This window comes from Azohydromonas sp. (assembly GCF_035325925.1).
Classification (GTDB): domain Bacteria; phylum Pseudomonadota; class Gammaproteobacteria; order Burkholderiales; family Burkholderiaceae_C; genus Calidifontimicrobium.
This window is the reverse complement of the sequence record NZ_DAOKZA010000002.1, coordinates 75,284-89,231: the sequence shown is the minus strand read 5'-3', so window position 1 is coordinate 89,231 and position 13,948 is coordinate 75,284. Positions and strand designations below refer to the sequence as shown.

The following is a 13,948-nucleotide window of genomic DNA, read 5'->3' as shown; positions in this document are numbered from 1 at the left end:
TTCTTGTGTTCGATCAAGGTCTCCGAGACAGCCCCCCCCGCATGCAGGTCCCTCCCCGCCGGTGGGTGAGGGGCCGCACGGTGCCCGGCATGGTGTGGTCGGAGGTTGCGCTGGGTCGACCGCCCTGCGCTGTGTCGCCGTCGACACCCTACATCGACTGCACGCGCTGCCGATGCTCGCCCACGTTGTCGCCTTGAATGCGCGGCGAGCGGGTGGCGCGGACTTCATCGACCTTGCGGTCGGCCTCGACGCCGGTCAGGGCCAGCACGTCGACCGCGGTTTCGTGTTCGTAGGCGTGTGACTTGTCGGTGTTGCGGTAGTGACGGTAGATCGCCCAGTAGAAGCCGACCGCGCTGGCCGGGCCCAGCGCCAGCAGGAAGAGGATGGCGTCGCCGTCGAAGTCCACTTCAGCTGCTCCACCGCGCTTCGTGCGAAACGCGACGCACGAACCCGACGCCATCGAGCGATCGCCGCGGGCCCGGCTTTGCCGGTCCGCTGGCGGCGCCCCCGCCTCGGGAGGGGGCGCGCGAAGTGCGTCGGGGGAGGTTCACTTCAGCGCGCGATGAGCCACAGCGCCAGCGCCTCGACCACCGTGCCGATGGTCAGCGCCGCAAGGATGAGCTTCCACTGCTGCAGCGGCACGCTGCCCATGGTTTCGCCGGTGCGGCCGTTGACCGCGATGTAGTGCAGCAGCCCGCCTCCCGGGCGACTCCCCGGCCCCGGCTGGTGGTACGCGTACAGCCACACCGGCAGGTACATGGCCACCCAGCGCGTGCCCTTCAGGTCCATGCGCTCGCGCTCCCAGCGTACGCCCCGGTCGTAGCGCCGCACCGAAGGCTGCACCTGGGCGCGGGCGATCGACAGCATCTGCTGTTGCAGCCGCGGCATCAGTTGCTGCACGTCGCGGTCGCGCTTCTCCGACGTGTAGCCCACCAGGTAGGAGGCGTTCCACTTCACCGCGTTCTTCGTGTCGAACGGCAAGATGGTGTTGATGACGTTGTGGGTGTTGGTGCGGGCATCGAGATTGCCGCGCCTGGCGCTGGACTCGAGCGTGAGGTCGTCCACCGTGAAATCGACGTGCCGCTGCACGCGCCAGACGTCGGCGTCGTAGAAGGTCTGCTTGTTCTTGCCCTGGCCCCGCGTGTAGCGGCGCGTTTCGATTTCGCCGAAGCCCGCCACGTCGGCGCTGCCGCGCGCGTCGACCACCATGTAGGGCAGATAGACGCCGACCACGTTCTCGGGGGTGAACTCGTCCTTGAAGGCCTCGAGCGCGAACAGCCGGCGCTTGTTGACGAACTGGCGGATTCGCGCCACCGCGTCGTCCTTCTTGACGTGAAAGGGCAGCACTGCGTCGGGCACCGCGCCGTTGTCGATCTGCTCGTTGACGCCCAGCACGTGCCGGCACCAGTGGCAGCGCGCGGTCATCGCGGTCTCGGTGTTGATCACCACCTCGGCGCCGCAGCCGCCGCACTTGTAACTGCGCAGGCTCTGCGCGTCGGCCGCGATGTCGCGCGCGCCGGACGCGACCTGCGTGCCCCGCAGGTCGGCGATGCCTTCGCCCAGGCCGAACGCGTCCTCCACCCGCGTGGCCGCCCACTCGTGGCGGCAGTACAGGCAGATCAGCCGGTCGGACTCCGGTCGGTGTCGCACCTCGGTCGAACCGCACTTGGGGCATTGGTTCAGACCGTCGCGCAGTTCCCTGGACGCGGTGTCGATCGCCGCGGGGTCGGGCGCCAGCAGTTCGTCGCGGATCGGCCGGGGCAGGGTGTCCGGGTCGATCGGTGGCTGCCCTGGCTCAGGCGGCATGTCCTGCGGCGAGCCCGGCCCGGCGGGCCTGTTCGGCGGGAGCGGCGCCACGCGGTGCGCTGGCCGTTACAGGCCCAGTGCCTTGGCCTTGACCGCGTCGTAGTCGGCCTGGGTGATCAGCCCGGCATCGAGCATCTGCTTGGCCTGGGTCAGGCGGGCCATCGGGTCGTCGACCGCCGGGGCCGGTGCGGCCTGCGGTGCGGGTGCGACCGCAGGCGCCGCGGCCGCCGGCTGCTGCAGGCCGGCCAAGCCACCCAGGCCGCCGGTGGCCACACCCATGCCCAAGATGCCGCCGACGCCGGCGTTCTCGCCCGCCGCCTGCACGCCCGCCGCCACCGAGGCCTGCAGGTTGGCGTTGCCGCGCGCGCCAGTCAGCGCGTCGGCGCGCTGCACCGTCTTGAGGATCTCGCGCGTGTGGGCGTCGTACTCGATGGAAACGATGGCGGTCTTGACGATGACCAGGCCGCGGTCGGTCTTCCAGTGGTAGGCCCGCTCGACCGCTTCGGACAGGCTGGCGGCGAAGCCGATCGAGTCCTGCTGGATGCGGGTGATTCGGTTGCCCTTGGCCGGGTCGTTGGTGTAGAGGCTGAAGGCCGGTGCCAACGAACTCACGACCTCGTTGAACAGCTGGCCGGCGGCCGCGTTGTCCAGATCGGTGAAATCGAACACCCGACCGGGCTGCAGGTAGCTGGCGGGCACAAAGCTCTTGACGAAGCGGATCGGGTCCACGATCTGCAGCGTGTAGCTGCCGCGGGTGATGGCACCGACCTGCGCGTTCAGGTAGCCGTCGTCCCAGTAGATCTCGGACTGGGTGCCGAAGCGGTTGTCCGGCAATTCCTTCAGCGACACGAAGAACGCAGCCTGCTGCGCGCCGGGCTGGCCACCGAACTTGAAACGCTCCCAGCTCTGGCGCACCAGCGAGTCGAACAGGCCGCCGCCGCTGAAGATCGACCGGGACTGCAGGTCGTCCGAGTTCCACTCGTAGCCGCCGGCCTCGGCGACGAAGGCGGTGACGGCGCCGTCCTGCATCAGCAGCAGGCCGTAGCCCTCGGGCACGACGATGCGCGAGCCGTTGGTGATGATGTTCGACGAGCCCCGGGTGTTGGAGCCCCGCCCGGCGTTGGTGCCGCGCGGCACCGCGGCGAACAGCGCGGCTGTCGCCGGCAGGCCGTCGGGCACGGTGTAGAAGTCCTTCCACTGGTCGGCGAGCGAGCCACCGATCGCTCCAACCGCTGCCTGGACGAGACCCATGATGCGTTCCTCTTCTCGAGTGTGTGGCCGGGTGTGGCGCAGCACGCGCGGCGCAGGCCGGGACAAAGCATATCCGACCGCGGGCCCCGGCAGTCCGCGCTCTCGCGCTTCGCTGAGAGTCGCGTTGTGCGAGCGCTCGACGAGATCGTCGGCGCGCAGTTCGCATCGCATCGCGACCGCCGCGCACCGGCGGTCACATCAAGGGCAACGCCGGAACTTGCCCGCCAGCGCCGCCTTGCCGAACTGCCTGTCCAGCGCGCCGTCGGCGTCGACCGTGACGTAGGCGCCCGAAGCGTCGTTCATCGCCATGAACGTCAGGCTGGCGGCACGCCCCTCGCCGATCAGCGCGGCCTCGAAGCCGGCGGGTGGCTGCTGTTGGCCGAAGTAGCTGAACGCAGCCATCGGTGGCGAGCCGCTGCTCACCCGCTTGCCGCCACCGCTGAGCGTCAGCGCCTTGACGTCGATGCCGAGCCGCACGCCCGGCTTGGCGCAGTCCACCGCCCAGGTGCCGGCGTACTTCTTCAGCATCGCGATGTCGTTCGGGCTTTGCTGCGCCAGCGCCGGCAGCATGCCGAACAGTGCCAGGATCCACGCGGCCGTATGCTTCATCGCGATCTCCCGTCGACGCTTCGCACGATCGAAGTATCGCTGCGACTCCCGGACCGTGAAACCGTCCTGCGGGTCGTGTCGCCTGCTGCGGGCGCTGCGGTCGACGGCGCGCAGCGTGCCGAGTCGCCCGGTCCGGGGGTGTGTCTGCCCGTCGACCCGACGACGGGTCCACCAGACGCCGGACGCTCCACTTGCGCCCGTGCCGGCTGCGCACTGCGGACTCGAAGGCGGCAGGGGTCGCCCGAGGCGACACGTCGGGGCCGTGCCCGGCAAGCTCACGCAACCGCTGCAAATCCCGCGCCACGTGCCCGCAGGTCGTCGTGCCCGGCGGCGAGTTCGAGCAGCACACCGGCCAGCGTGGCCGCGTCCCGGCGGCGCACGAGGGCGCCCGGCATGTCGGCGCTCTTACGGTGCATGCGGCGCATGCGGGGATCGTGGGGTCGCGACCCGTGCGCGGCCGCCCGTGGATCACACCGACTTCACGCGGCGTCGAGGTTGCGACGCTGCCTTCGAGTCTCCCGGCACCTTCCTCGAGGCCCTTGACTCAAGGCAATGCCTTCAGCCACTCCAGCACCTGGTCGGCCGCCACGTCGGGCGCGTCGGTGTGGCCGGCGGACACCGCCAGGTACCTGCTGGCCGGGTGCGCGGGCGCCTTGCGGAAGGCGTAGTCCTCGCCGGCCGCGTGCATCCGATCGGCCGTGCCGACCACCCAGAGGAAGGGCACGGGCTTCTTGAATGCGGCGGCCGTCGCCGGCATATGCCCGAGCCCGGCCGGGTCGAAATAGCTCCACAGCACTTCGGCCGTCATGCGGACGCTGCGACGCTCGCCCTGGTTCAGGTCCTCCATCGTCAGCTTCTCGTTGCCCTGGCCGGCCCGCACCAGATCGCGTGCCTTGTCCACCGCCGCCTTGCCGATGCCCCGCTCGTACATGGTCGCAGGGACATGCCCGGGGGCCAGCGCGACAACGGCATCGGCGTCGCCCACGTGCGCCATGTAGGCCATGGCCGCATTGGCCCCGAAGCTGTGGCCCATGACGGTCACACGCTGGTACCCCTGGGCACGGAAGGACTGAACCTCCGCCGCGACCTCCTGCAGCGCCTGGGGATACGGGGCGTCGTAGTCGCGGCGCTGCGACCAGGGCATCTCGAGCAGCTTGACCTTGCAGTACGGTTCGAGCCTTCGCCCGAAGAAGCCGATGTACCGCGGGCTGCCGCCCTTGCCGTGCATCAGCACCGCCGCACAGGGCTTGGCGGCGTCCTGGGCCCGCGCAGGCGGCGCGTTGACGGCGATGCAGGCCAGCAGACCTGCGGCGAACAGCGTACGCGGCCATCGCGCCTTGTCGATTGCTTCGGCCATGCAGCTCGCTCCCGAGCGGGCCCCCCGCTTCGAGGCCCATTCTATGGAGCGGTCTCGAGGGTCGGCAAGCCGGCAAGGACGCGGCCTCGCCGAAGCACGACCGCGCCGGACCGGCGCGCCGACGGCACCGGGCCGGACGTCGGCGGCTCGGCGCCGGTCGCTGGCGGCCACGACCGGTGGTGGGGTCAAGGCGGGGTGGATGGACGGGGTGCATCATGTGTGCTTCAATAGTGCATCATTGATGCGATGATGGGGCAATAATGAGCGATGTCGACGTCCTGGACGCGGCGTTCGTCGGACGCACCTTCGCCGACCTGCAGGCGTTCCTGCGCGATCCCGACCTGCCCACGACCGTGCTCTCGCCGCGGCGCTTCGCGCAGGCGCTGCACGTCGACCTGCAGACCCTGGCCGACCAGGCGCATGTGCACCGCAACACGATCGGGCGGGCCCCGGGCTCGCGTGCCTTGCAGGACTACCTGCGCGAGTCGATGCGCGTCATCAAGGCCGCCACCGACCTGAACGGCGACGTCGGTCGGGCGCTGTGCTGGTTCCGCAACGAGCCGCTGGCGGTGTTCGGCTATCGCACGCCGGAGCGCCTGGTGTCCGAAGGTCGCACCGACGACCTGCTGCGCTATGTGATGTCGCTCGAGGCCGGCGCCGCGGGATGATCCTCGACGCGCTGGGTCCGGTCATCGCCTGGCGCATGCACACGCCGCGCTGGGCGGTGGCACCCACCAGCGGCGCCGGCGCCGCCGCCCACGGTGGCCGCGCGAACCGGCCCGGCACGCCCGCGCTGTACCTGTCCCTGGACGCGCACACCGCCATCCGCGAGTACCAGCAGCTGTCGCCGCTGATGCCGCCGGGCACGCTGGTGACGTACATCGTGCAGATCGCGCCGGCGGTCGACTACCGTGGCGGGTTCGACGCGGTGCACTGGTCGCAACCCTGGGCCGACTTCCACTGCGACTGGCGCGAGCTGTGGTTCGACCGGCGGCTGGAACCCCCCAGCTGGCGGGCTGCCGACGAGGCGCTGGCGGCCAGCGCCAAGGGCATCGTGTTCGGCTCCGCGGTGGCGCCGGGCGGCGTCAACCTGGTGGTCTACACGCAGTCGCTGGCGCCCGGCGATCGGCTCGACGTGCACGACCCGGGCGGCCTGCTGCCGAAGAACCAGGACTCGTGGCGCTGATCGGTCACCGAAGCGCGCCGGCCTCGCGGCGTGGCAGCGGCGATGGCATCGGACCGGACTGCGGGCGCCACGTCCACACGTCTGCGTGTCCGGCGTCGGCGACCTGCATTGCGCCGCCCAGGGATGCCGGGGTGATTCGACCGCGGCCGACGACGCCGAGTCCGCAGAGCCGGCGCTGCAGCGCCCGACCATCGTGAGGAAGGACGCCGCGGCGGCGCCGTCGCCCGCGGTTCGGCAGATCGAGTCGGCACGAAGCCATCTAGGTCGAGGGCCTGCCGGTCGGGGAGCTCGGCCAGCGCGGATTCACGAATCGCGACATCCGGTGCCGAACGACCGGCACATGCCAGCCATGCATGCACGCAGACGACCCGAGGAAACCCAGTGCTCCAGTGCTCCAGTGCAACAGGACCAGCCACTGCTTCGGGCGTCTGCAGGCGCACCTGCGCATCGCCGCGATCCCGCTTTTGCGCCGCCGGCACGTTGCCGGCGACGGTCGCGACGTGCTCGCCGCCGTGCCTACACGAGTACATGTGGGCTCGGCCCGAAGGCGGGCCGGCCGTCGTGATTCCGGTGGCGGCTGACGCGTCCCGCCGCGGCACCGCGAGGTGTCGCTGTTGCGACCGGCTCCTGCGCTGCGGTGGCCGAGGCGGTCGACCCGAGCGTGCCACGACCCACCGGATGGCAAGTGCAGCCGCATCACGCGATCCGATAGCGGTCGACCCCGTCGGCGCCGCATTCGCGCACCGCCTCGCCGCGTGCGAGCAGCCAGTTCAGGCAGGCCAGGCTCTCGCCGGTGGCCATGCCCAGCAGCGGCACGTTGTCCTCGGGGATCGCACGTGCGAACAGCGCCGCGAAGACGTCGATCGCCCGCTTCGGTTCGGCCAGCGTGCGGCGCAGGCGCACCAGCGCCAGCTCCTGGCCGCGGCGCAGCGCGTCGATGCGACGGTGCAGGCCGCGAAACGGCTCGTTGTGCGACGGCAGCACCAGCACGTCGTCGGGCACCAGGCGCTGCAGCCTGTCGAGCGAGGCCATCCACTCGGCGAGCGGGTCGGCGTCGGGCTCGAGCGGGTAGACCGACACGTTCGACGAGATGCGCGGCAGCACCTGGTCACCCGAGACCAGCAGCTTCAGTGCCGGGCAGTACAGGCAGGCGTGTTCGGGCGAGTGGCCGGTGCCGACGATGACCTGCCACTCGTGCGCGCCGATCGCCAGCCGCTCGCCGTCATGCAGCCGGCGGAAGCTGTCGGGCAGCGGGTGGATGTGCTTGCCGAAGTTGCCGAAGCGCGCGCGGTAGGTCTCGATCGCCGCGTCGCCCCAGCCGGCGCGGCGGTAGAACTCGATCGCCTCCGGCGGCGCCTCGCGGCCGGTGTCGCCCACCATCACCCGGCAGCTCAGGTACTCCAGGCGCGTCATCCAAAGACGCACGCCGAACTTGCGCGCCAGCCAGCCGGCCATGCCGACATGGTCGGGGTGCATGTGGGTGACCAAGATGCGCGACAGCGAGCGCTGCGGCGACAGCGTGAACAGCTCGCGCCAGGCCGCGGCGACGGCTTCGGTGCGCGTGCCGGTGTCGACGATGGCCCAGCCGGCGCCGTCGTCGATCGCGTAGAGGTTGATGTGGTCCAGCGCGTACGGCAGCGGCATGCGCATCCAGTGCACGCCGGAGGCGATCTCGACGGTGCGCCCGGGGGAGGGCGGGCCGTCGAACGGATAGTCCAGCGGGCTGCGGTCGGCGCCGAGGTCTTGCGGTGCGTCGGGCACGTGAGGGCTCCTGTCAAGAGGTCGATGCCGCAGTGTGCCGCGGCGGTGCCACCATTGACAGCGAGGCGTTCCCGACGGACAAGGCGTGGTCTGCCTTCGACGCCACGAACGCGGTCGTCGCGGCGACGGCCGAGGCGGCAGCGGAAGACCGTCCAATGGCTTGGGCGATCCGCGCCGGGACTGCCCGCGCACCGAGGAGGGTGATCGTGACCGCTGGTCTGCAGGCACTCCTGGCCTTCACGCCGATCGCCCTGTCGGGCATCCTGCTGGTCGGCCTCGGCTGGCCGGCCAGGCGCGCGATGCCGCTGGTCTACCTCGTCACGGCGTCGATCGCGCTGTTCGCCTGGGGTGTCGGCTTCAACCGGGTGGCCGCGGCCACGCTCGAAGGGTTGATCGTCACCGTGCAGGTGCTGTGGATCGTCTTCGGTGCGCTGCTGCTGCTCAACACGCTGAAACACTCGGGCGGCATCGCCGGGATCCGCAGCGGCTTCGCGCGCATCAGCCCCGACCGCCGCATCCAGGTGATCCTGATCGCGTGGCTGTTCGGCAGCTTCATCGAGGGGGCATCGGGCTTCGGCACGCCGGCGGCGGTGGCCGGGCCGCTGATGGTCGCGGTGGGGTTCCCGGCGCTGTCGGCGGTGACGTTCGGCATGATCATCCAGTCGACCCCGGTGTCGTTCGGCGCCGTCGGCACGCCGCTGATCGTCGGTGTGCAGGGCGGGTTGCAGCGCGAGTCGATGACGCAGGCGCTGCAAGCGCAGGGCCTGAGCTGGGCCGACTTCTTCGACCTGGTGGTCGAGCGGGTCGCGCTGGGACACGCGATCGCCGGCACGCTGATTCCGGTGTTCCTGGTGCTGTTCATGACCCGCTTCTTCGGCCGCAACCGCTCGTGGGCCGAGGCGCTGCCGGCGGTGCCGTTCGCGCTGTTCGCGGCCTTCGCGTTCACCGTGCCCTACGGCCTGGCCGGACGCTACCTGGGGCCGGAGTTTCCGTCGCTGCTCGGCGGCCTCACCGGCTTGGCGCTGGCGACACTGGCCGCGCGCGCCGGTTTCCTGGTGCCGAAGCAGAGCTGGGACTTCGCCGACCCGAGGCAGTGGCCGGCCGAGTGGATGGGCGACGTCGAGATGAAGCTCGACGAGCTCGGCAGCCGGCGCATTCCGACGCTGCTGGCGTGGGTGCCCTACGGGCTGCTGGCGCTGTTGCTGGTGGCCAGCCGCACCATCGAGCCGCTCAAGGCGTGGATGCAGTCGGTCAGCATCGGCGCAGGCGACATCCTCGGCGAGACCGGCATCGGTGGCAGCTTCCAGCCGCTGTACCTGCCGGGCGGCGTCCTCGTGTTCGTCTGCCTGGTCACGATCGCCCTGCACCGCATGCCGGTCACCGGCTTCGTCAAGGCGGCGCGCGAGTCCGGCGGCACGCTGCTGGGCGCAGGCTTCGTGCTGGTGTTCACGGTGCCGATGGTGCGCATCATGATCCAGTCGGGTGTCAACGCCCACGGACTGGCGAGCATGCCGATAGCGATGGCGCGCTGGGTGGCGGGCTCGGTCGGCGACGTCTACCCGCTGTTCGCGCCGGCCGTCGGCGCACTCGGCGCCTTCCTCGCGGGTTCGAACACCGTCTCGAACCTGATGCTCGGCCAGTATCAGTACAGCGTTGCGCAGGCGCTCGGCGTCAGCGGCGCGACGATGGTGGCGGCGCAGTCGATCGGCGCGGCAGCCGGCAACATGATCGCCATCCACAACGTCGTCGCCGCGTCGGCGACGGTGGGCCTGATGGGGCGCGAGGGCCAGACGCTGCGCCGCACCGTCCTGCCGACGGTCTACTACGTCGCATCGACCGGTGCGCTGGCGATGATCGCGATGCATCTGCTGCGCTGGGGCGACCCGCTGATCGGCGTGAAGCCGCCCTGAGCGGCGGTCGGCACGCGGCCACCGCCCGATGCCCCGATGCGTTATCGTCGCGTCGGCAGCAGCGCGCATCGGCGGGGCTGCGTCCGACGCCACCCCAACCGAAAGCACGCCCATGGCCAGCCCCCCGGTTCCGTCGACGGCGTCGTCGCCACGCGTCGCGCTGTTCGTGACCTGCCTGGTCGACGCGATGCGGCCCAACGTGGGCTTCTCGGCGCTGCAGCTGCTGCGCGAGGCCGGCTGCCGCGTCGAGGTGCCGTCGGCGCAGACCTGCTGCGGCCAGCCGGCCTTCAACAGCGGCGACACGCGCGACACGGCGTTGCTGGCGCGCCGCTTCATCGAGATCTTCGAGCCGTACGACTACGTGGTCGCGCCGTCGGGGTCGTGCGTCGGCATGACGCGCACGCACTATCCCGAGGCGCTGGCCGACGATCCGCCGTGGGCCGAGCGTGCCCGGCGCCTGGGTGAGCGCAGTCACGAGCTGATGAGCTTCCTCGTCGACGTCATGCGTTTCCGGCCGTCGGGCCGCCGCCTGGACGCCAGCGCCACGTACCACGACAGCTGCTCGGGGCTGCGCGAGCTGGGCGTCTTCGGCCAGCCGCGCGCGCTGCTGGCGGCGGTCGACGGGCTGGCGATGAAGCCGCTGCAGGGCCACGACGTGTGCTGCGGCTTCGGCGGCACGTTCTGCGTCAAGTACCCGGCGATCTCGAACGCGGTCGTCGGCGAGAAGGCCACCGCCATCGACGGCAGCGGCGCGCAGCTGCTGCTCGGCGGCGACATGGGCTGCCTGATGCACATGGCCGGCAAGCTCAAGCGCAACGGCTCGGCGGTGCGCGTGTTCCACGCCGCCGAGGTGCTGGCCGGTCGCGCCGATGCGGCCATCGGCGAGGAGGGTTGAGCGATGCACGCCGCACCGTTGTCGTTCAAGGCGCGAGCCGACGCGGCGCTGGCCGACGCGACGCTCAAGCTCGCGATCGACCGCACCACCGGCACCGCCGAACGCAAGCGCGCCGCCGCGCTGGCCGACTTCCCGCAGTTCGAGGCCGCGCGCGAGCGCGGCCAGCGCATCAAGGACCATGTCGTTGCCCACCTCGATCACTACCTGGCCGAGTTCGAGCGCAACGCCGTCGCCTCCGGTGCCCGCGTGCACTGGGCGGCGACCGCCGACGAGGCCTCGCGCATCGTCGTCGAGCTGTGCCGGCAGGCCGGCGCCGGGCGCGTCACCCGCGTCAAGTCGATGCTCGGCGAGGAGATCGGGCTGCCGCACGCGCTCGACGCCGCCGGCATCGAGCGCGTCGAGACCGACCTGGCCGAGCACATCGTGCAGCTCGGCGGCGACCGGCCATCGCACATCGTCTGGCCGTCGATGCATCGCACGCGCGAGCAGGTGTCGGCGATGTTCAAGCGCGCGCACCGCGTGCCGCACCGCGACGAGACCATCGAGGCCATGGTCGACAGCGCGCGGCGCGAGCTGCGCGACAAGTTCCTCGGCGCCGACGTCGCTATCTCGGGCGCCAACTTCCTGATCGCCGACACCGGCGCCACCTGCACCGTGACCAACGAGGGCAACGCCGAGCTGACCACCTCGCCGCCGCGCATGCACATCGTCACCGCCGGCATCGAGAAGCTGGTGCCCAGCACCGCGCATGCGTTCGCGATGCTGCGCCTGCTGGTGCGCTCGGCCACCGGCGCCGACGTCACCCAGTACACCACGTTCCACTGCGGCCCGAGGCAGCCGGGCGATCGCGACGGACCCGACGAGTTCCACATCGTGCTGGTGGACAACGGCCGCACGCGCATGCTGGGCGACGCCGCGTTGCGCGAGATGCTGCGCTGCATCCGCTGCGGCGCGTGCATGAACCACTGCGTCGTGTTCCGCCAGCTCGGCGGCCACGCCTACGGCGGCACCTACCCGGGGCCGATGGGAGCGGTGCTGACGCCGGTGTTCGACGGCCTCGAGACCTCGCGCGACCTGGCGCACGCCTGCACGCTCAACGGCAAGTGCCAGGAGGTGTGCCCGGTGAGGATCCCGCTGCCGACGCTGCTGCGGGGCTGGCGCGATCGCTCGTGGCGCGACGGCCTGGAGCCGGGCGCGATGCGCTTCGGCCTGGGCGTGTTCACTTTCGTCGCCGCGAGGCCGCGGCTGTACCGGCTGGGCGCGACCCTGGGCGTGCGCGCGATGCGGCTGTTCGCGCGCGCCGGGTGGGTGCGCGGCATGCCGGGGCTGGGCGCGTGGACGCGGCACCGCGACTTCCCGGCGCCGGCGCGCAAGACCTTCATGGCGATGCTGGCCGAAGGCGACGACGTCGGTGCGGGCGGCAGGCGATGAGCGCACCGCGCTGCTGCCGTGCGCTTGTCTGCCGGCGCGCGGCGGGCGGGGTCTGCCGATGAGCGCGCGCGAGACCATCCTCGCTGCGGTGCGCGCGGCGCTCGGCCCGCGCACCGCCGACGCGGCGCGGATCCGGCGCGACGCCGCGGCGCTGCTCGACGACCCGGCATCGACCCGCCCGGCGCTGCTCGCGACGTCGCTCGTCGACGCCTTCGTCGCGCGCGTGACCACGCCGAAGGTGGCGGCGACGGTGGACCGGATCGCCCGTGCCGACGAGCTGCCCGCGGCGGTGCGCCGCTACCTCGACGCGCGCGGGCTCGCGCCGGCGATCGCGCTGCAGCCCGCGGCCGCGCTGCGCGCGCTCGACTGGACGGGGTTCGAGGTGCACGACGCGGTGGCGCCCGACGAAACGGCCGCGGTCGGCCTGGCGCGCTGGGGCATCGCCGAGACCGGCTCGCTGGTGTTCCACTCCGACGCTGAGACGCCGGTGCTGGCGCACTTCCTGCCTCTGCACCACCTGGTTCTGCTGCGCGCCGGCCGCATCCTGGCCTACCTCGAGGACTACGCGCGGGCGGTGGAGGGTGCGAAGCCGCCGCGCAACGCCAACCTCGTGACCGGGGCCAGCGGCACCACCGACATCGAGGGCAGCCTGGTGCTGGGCGCGCACGGGCCGCGGCACCTGCACGTCGTGATCGCGGTGGCCTGAGGCCGGCGCCGGACGCCCGCCAAGGGGCATGACCTCGCCGGTGCGCGCCGTCGTGCGCGGCGCTACGATGCGCCGATGGAGTCGTGGCTGCACCTGCTGACCGCGGCAGCGATCATGGCGCTGCCGTCGTCTGCCGTCGCGCAGCGGCACGCCGCGCCGAGCGATCTGGCGTGGCCCGCGCACGCCGCACCGTGGTGGGCGCATGGGCAGGCCGTGCCACCGCTGGCGTGGCGCGGCCCGGCATCGCGTGCGGGCTGGGCAACTGCCTTGCCGTCGTGCTACCGCATCGGCCGCTGCAGCCTCGACGACATCGTTCGCCACCTCGACCGCATCGACGAGCTGGACCGGCTCGCGCCGTCGCCGCCACCCCCGCCGCCGGCGTGGGTCGCGACGGTGCGCCAGGTGGCGCCGACCGATCCGCGGCACGTGCAGCCGGCCTACACAAGCGCCGGTCAGGTGCGGCCGCAGTTCGAGCTGTCGGGCCACGTGCGCGAGTGACGCGGTCGCCGTGCGTGCGCTCACCCGGCCCCAGAGGCGAGTACCGATGACACCACTGCTGCGATGGTCCTGGCTGCTGCTGCTGCTGCTGCTGGCCGGCTGTGCCTCGCTCGGCGCGCCGGTGCAGCCCGGCCAGAGCGAGGCCGAGGTCTTGCGCGCGCTCGGCGCGCCGACCGGCCGATACGCGATGCCCGACGGGACGACCCGGCTCGAGTTCGCCACCGGCCCGTTCGGCCGCGTGACCTGGATGGTCGACGTCGACGCCGGCGGGCGCGCGCTGCGTGCCGAGCAGGTGCTGGGCGAGCGCCACTTCGCGACGCTCGCGCCTGGGATGGGCGCCGACGAGGTGCTGCGCCGCATCGGCCGTGCTGGCGAGGTGCAGCGGGTGGGCTGGCAGGGCCACGTGGTGTGGTCGTGGCGCTACCCGACCAACGACTGCCTGTGGTTTCGCATGACCTTCGACGCCGCGGGCCGCGCGGTCGACGGTGGCGGCTACATGATCGACCCGGTCTGCGACGCGCCCAGCGATCGCGACTGA

The 13,948-nt window shown here is 71.8% G+C and carries 15 protein-coding genes; 8 read left to right on the top strand and 7 right to left on the bottom strand.

Translation table 11 applies throughout. The features are described from left to right. Window positions 1-148: 148 nt before the first annotated feature. The 6 genes from PKC53_RS01440 to PKC53_RS01415 form a co-directional block, all read right to left on the bottom strand. The gene (locus PKC53_RS01440; RefSeq protein WP_324425554.1) at window positions 149-406 is read right to left on the bottom strand and encodes a hypothetical protein; all 258 of its coding nucleotides are present in this window, start codon (window positions 404-406) and stop codon (window positions 149-151) included. A 146-nt stretch (window positions 407-552) separates the two neighbouring features. After that, entirely contained in the window at window positions 553-1,806 is a 1,254-nt protein-coding gene (locus PKC53_RS01435) for a TFIIB-type zinc ribbon-containing protein (RefSeq protein WP_324425552.1), read from the bottom strand. Window positions 1,807-1,872: 66 nt separating this feature from the next. Next, window positions 1,873-3,057 (bottom strand): SPFH domain-containing protein, encoded by a 1,185-nt coding sequence (locus PKC53_RS01430; RefSeq protein ID WP_324425550.1) that lies wholly within the window; start codon window positions 3,055-3,057, stop codon window positions 1,873-1,875. Between the two features lie 198 nt (window positions 3,058-3,255). Continuing rightward, entirely contained in the window at window positions 3,256-3,666 is a 411-nt protein-coding gene (locus PKC53_RS01425; RefSeq protein ID WP_324425549.1) for a hypothetical protein, read from the bottom strand. Between the two features lie 275 nt (window positions 3,667-3,941). Then, window positions 3,942-4,091, bottom strand: coding sequence for a hypothetical protein (locus PKC53_RS01420; RefSeq protein WP_324425547.1), 150 nt, complete (start codon window positions 4,089-4,091; stop codon window positions 3,942-3,944). 119 nt (window positions 4,092-4,210) lie between these two features. After that, on the bottom strand, window positions 4,211-5,023 hold the full coding sequence (locus PKC53_RS01415) for an alpha/beta hydrolase (RefSeq protein ID WP_324425545.1): 813 nt from the start codon (window positions 5,021-5,023) through the stop codon (window positions 4,211-4,213). Between the two features lie 260 nt (window positions 5,024-5,283). Between PKC53_RS01415 and PKC53_RS01410 the strand changes: the two genes are divergently transcribed. Beyond that, window positions 5,284-5,691: a DUF2384 domain-containing protein gene (locus PKC53_RS01410; protein WP_324425543.1), complete on the top strand. Its 408-nt coding sequence runs from the start codon at window positions 5,284-5,286 to the stop codon at window positions 5,689-5,691. After that, complete coding sequence (locus PKC53_RS01405; protein WP_324425541.1) at window positions 5,688-6,209, top strand: RES domain-containing protein; 522 nt, start codon at window positions 5,688-5,690, stop codon at window positions 6,207-6,209. The genes PKC53_RS01410 and PKC53_RS01405 overlap by 4 nt, the downstream gene beginning before the upstream one ends. 696 nt (window positions 6,210-6,905) lie before the next feature. Here the strand turns inward: PKC53_RS01405 and PKC53_RS01400 are convergent. Further along, window positions 6,906-7,970, bottom strand: a complete 1,065-nt coding sequence (locus tag PKC53_RS01400) for an MBL fold metallo-hydrolase (RefSeq protein ID WP_324425539.1) — start codon at window positions 7,968-7,970, stop codon at window positions 6,906-6,908. A gap of 206 nt (window positions 7,971-8,176) precedes the next feature. Between PKC53_RS01400 and PKC53_RS01395 the strand changes: the two genes are divergently transcribed. The 6 genes from PKC53_RS01395 to PKC53_RS01370 all read left to right on the top strand — a co-directional run bounded on the left by PKC53_RS01395 (window position 8,177) and on the right by PKC53_RS01370 (window position 13,948). Further along, window positions 8,177-9,880: an L-lactate permease gene (locus PKC53_RS01395; RefSeq protein WP_324425537.1), complete on the top strand. Its 1,704-nt coding sequence runs from the start codon at window positions 8,177-8,179 to the stop codon at window positions 9,878-9,880. 112 nt (window positions 9,881-9,992) lie between these two features. Continuing rightward, window positions 9,993-10,775, top strand: a complete 783-nt coding sequence (locus PKC53_RS01390; RefSeq protein ID WP_324425535.1) for a (Fe-S)-binding protein — start codon at window positions 9,993-9,995, stop codon at window positions 10,773-10,775. 3 nt (window positions 10,776-10,778) lie between these two features. Then, entirely contained in the window at window positions 10,779-12,206 is a 1,428-nt protein-coding gene (locus PKC53_RS01385; RefSeq protein WP_324425533.1) for a lactate utilization protein B, read from the top strand. Window positions 12,207-12,264: 58 nt separating this feature from the next. Beyond that, window positions 12,265-12,912, top strand: a complete 648-nt coding sequence (locus PKC53_RS01380; protein ID WP_324425531.1) for an LUD domain-containing protein — start codon at window positions 12,265-12,267, stop codon at window positions 12,910-12,912. A gap of 75 nt (window positions 12,913-12,987) precedes the next feature. Continuing rightward, window positions 12,988-13,410, top strand: a complete 423-nt coding sequence (locus PKC53_RS01375) for a hypothetical protein (protein WP_324425529.1) — start codon at window positions 12,988-12,990, stop codon at window positions 13,408-13,410. A gap of 46 nt (window positions 13,411-13,456) precedes the next feature. After that, window positions 13,457-13,948 (top strand): hypothetical protein, encoded by a 492-nt coding sequence (locus tag PKC53_RS01370; protein WP_324425526.1) that lies wholly within the window; start codon window positions 13,457-13,459, stop codon window positions 13,946-13,948.

Bases quoted from the DNA above. Each gene is read 5' to 3' on its own strand.
- PKC53_RS01430 (WP_324425550.1), bottom strand. From the start codon at position 3,057: ATGGGTCTCGTCCAGGCAGCGGTTGGAGCGATCGGTGGCTCGCTCGCC.
- PKC53_RS01415 (WP_324425545.1), bottom strand. From the start codon at position 5,023: ATGGCCGAAGCAATCGACAAGGCGCGATGGCCGCGTACGCTGTTCGCC.
- PKC53_RS01370 (WP_324425526.1), top strand. From the start codon at position 13,457: ATGACACCACTGCTGCGATGGTCCTGGCTGCTGCTGCTGCTGCTGCTG.
- PKC53_RS01380 (WP_324425531.1), top strand. From the start codon at position 12,265: ATGAGCGCGCGCGAGACCATCCTCGCTGCGGTGCGCGCGGCGCTCGGC.
- PKC53_RS01405 (WP_324425541.1), top strand. From the start codon at position 5,688: ATGATCCTCGACGCGCTGGGTCCGGTCATCGCCTGGCGCATGCACACG.
- PKC53_RS01390 (WP_324425535.1), top strand. From the start codon at position 9,993: ATGGCCAGCCCCCCGGTTCCGTCGACGGCGTCGTCGCCACGCGTCGCG.
- PKC53_RS01410 (WP_324425543.1), top strand. From the start codon at position 5,284: ATGAGCGATGTCGACGTCCTGGACGCGGCGTTCGTCGGACGCACCTTC.
- PKC53_RS01420 (WP_324425547.1), bottom strand. From the start codon at position 4,091: ATGCGCCGCATGCACCGTAAGAGCGCCGACATGCCGGGCGCCCTCGTG.
- PKC53_RS01435 (WP_324425552.1), bottom strand. From the start codon at position 1,806: ATGCCGCCTGAGCCAGGGCAGCCACCGATCGACCCGGACACCCTGCCC.
- PKC53_RS01375 (WP_324425529.1), top strand. From the start codon at position 12,988: ATGGAGTCGTGGCTGCACCTGCTGACCGCGGCAGCGATCATGGCGCTG.
- PKC53_RS01385 (WP_324425533.1), top strand. From the start codon at position 10,779: ATGCACGCCGCACCGTTGTCGTTCAAGGCGCGAGCCGACGCGGCGCTG.
- PKC53_RS01425 (WP_324425549.1), bottom strand. From the start codon at position 3,666: ATGAAGCATACGGCCGCGTGGATCCTGGCACTGTTCGGCATGCTGCCG.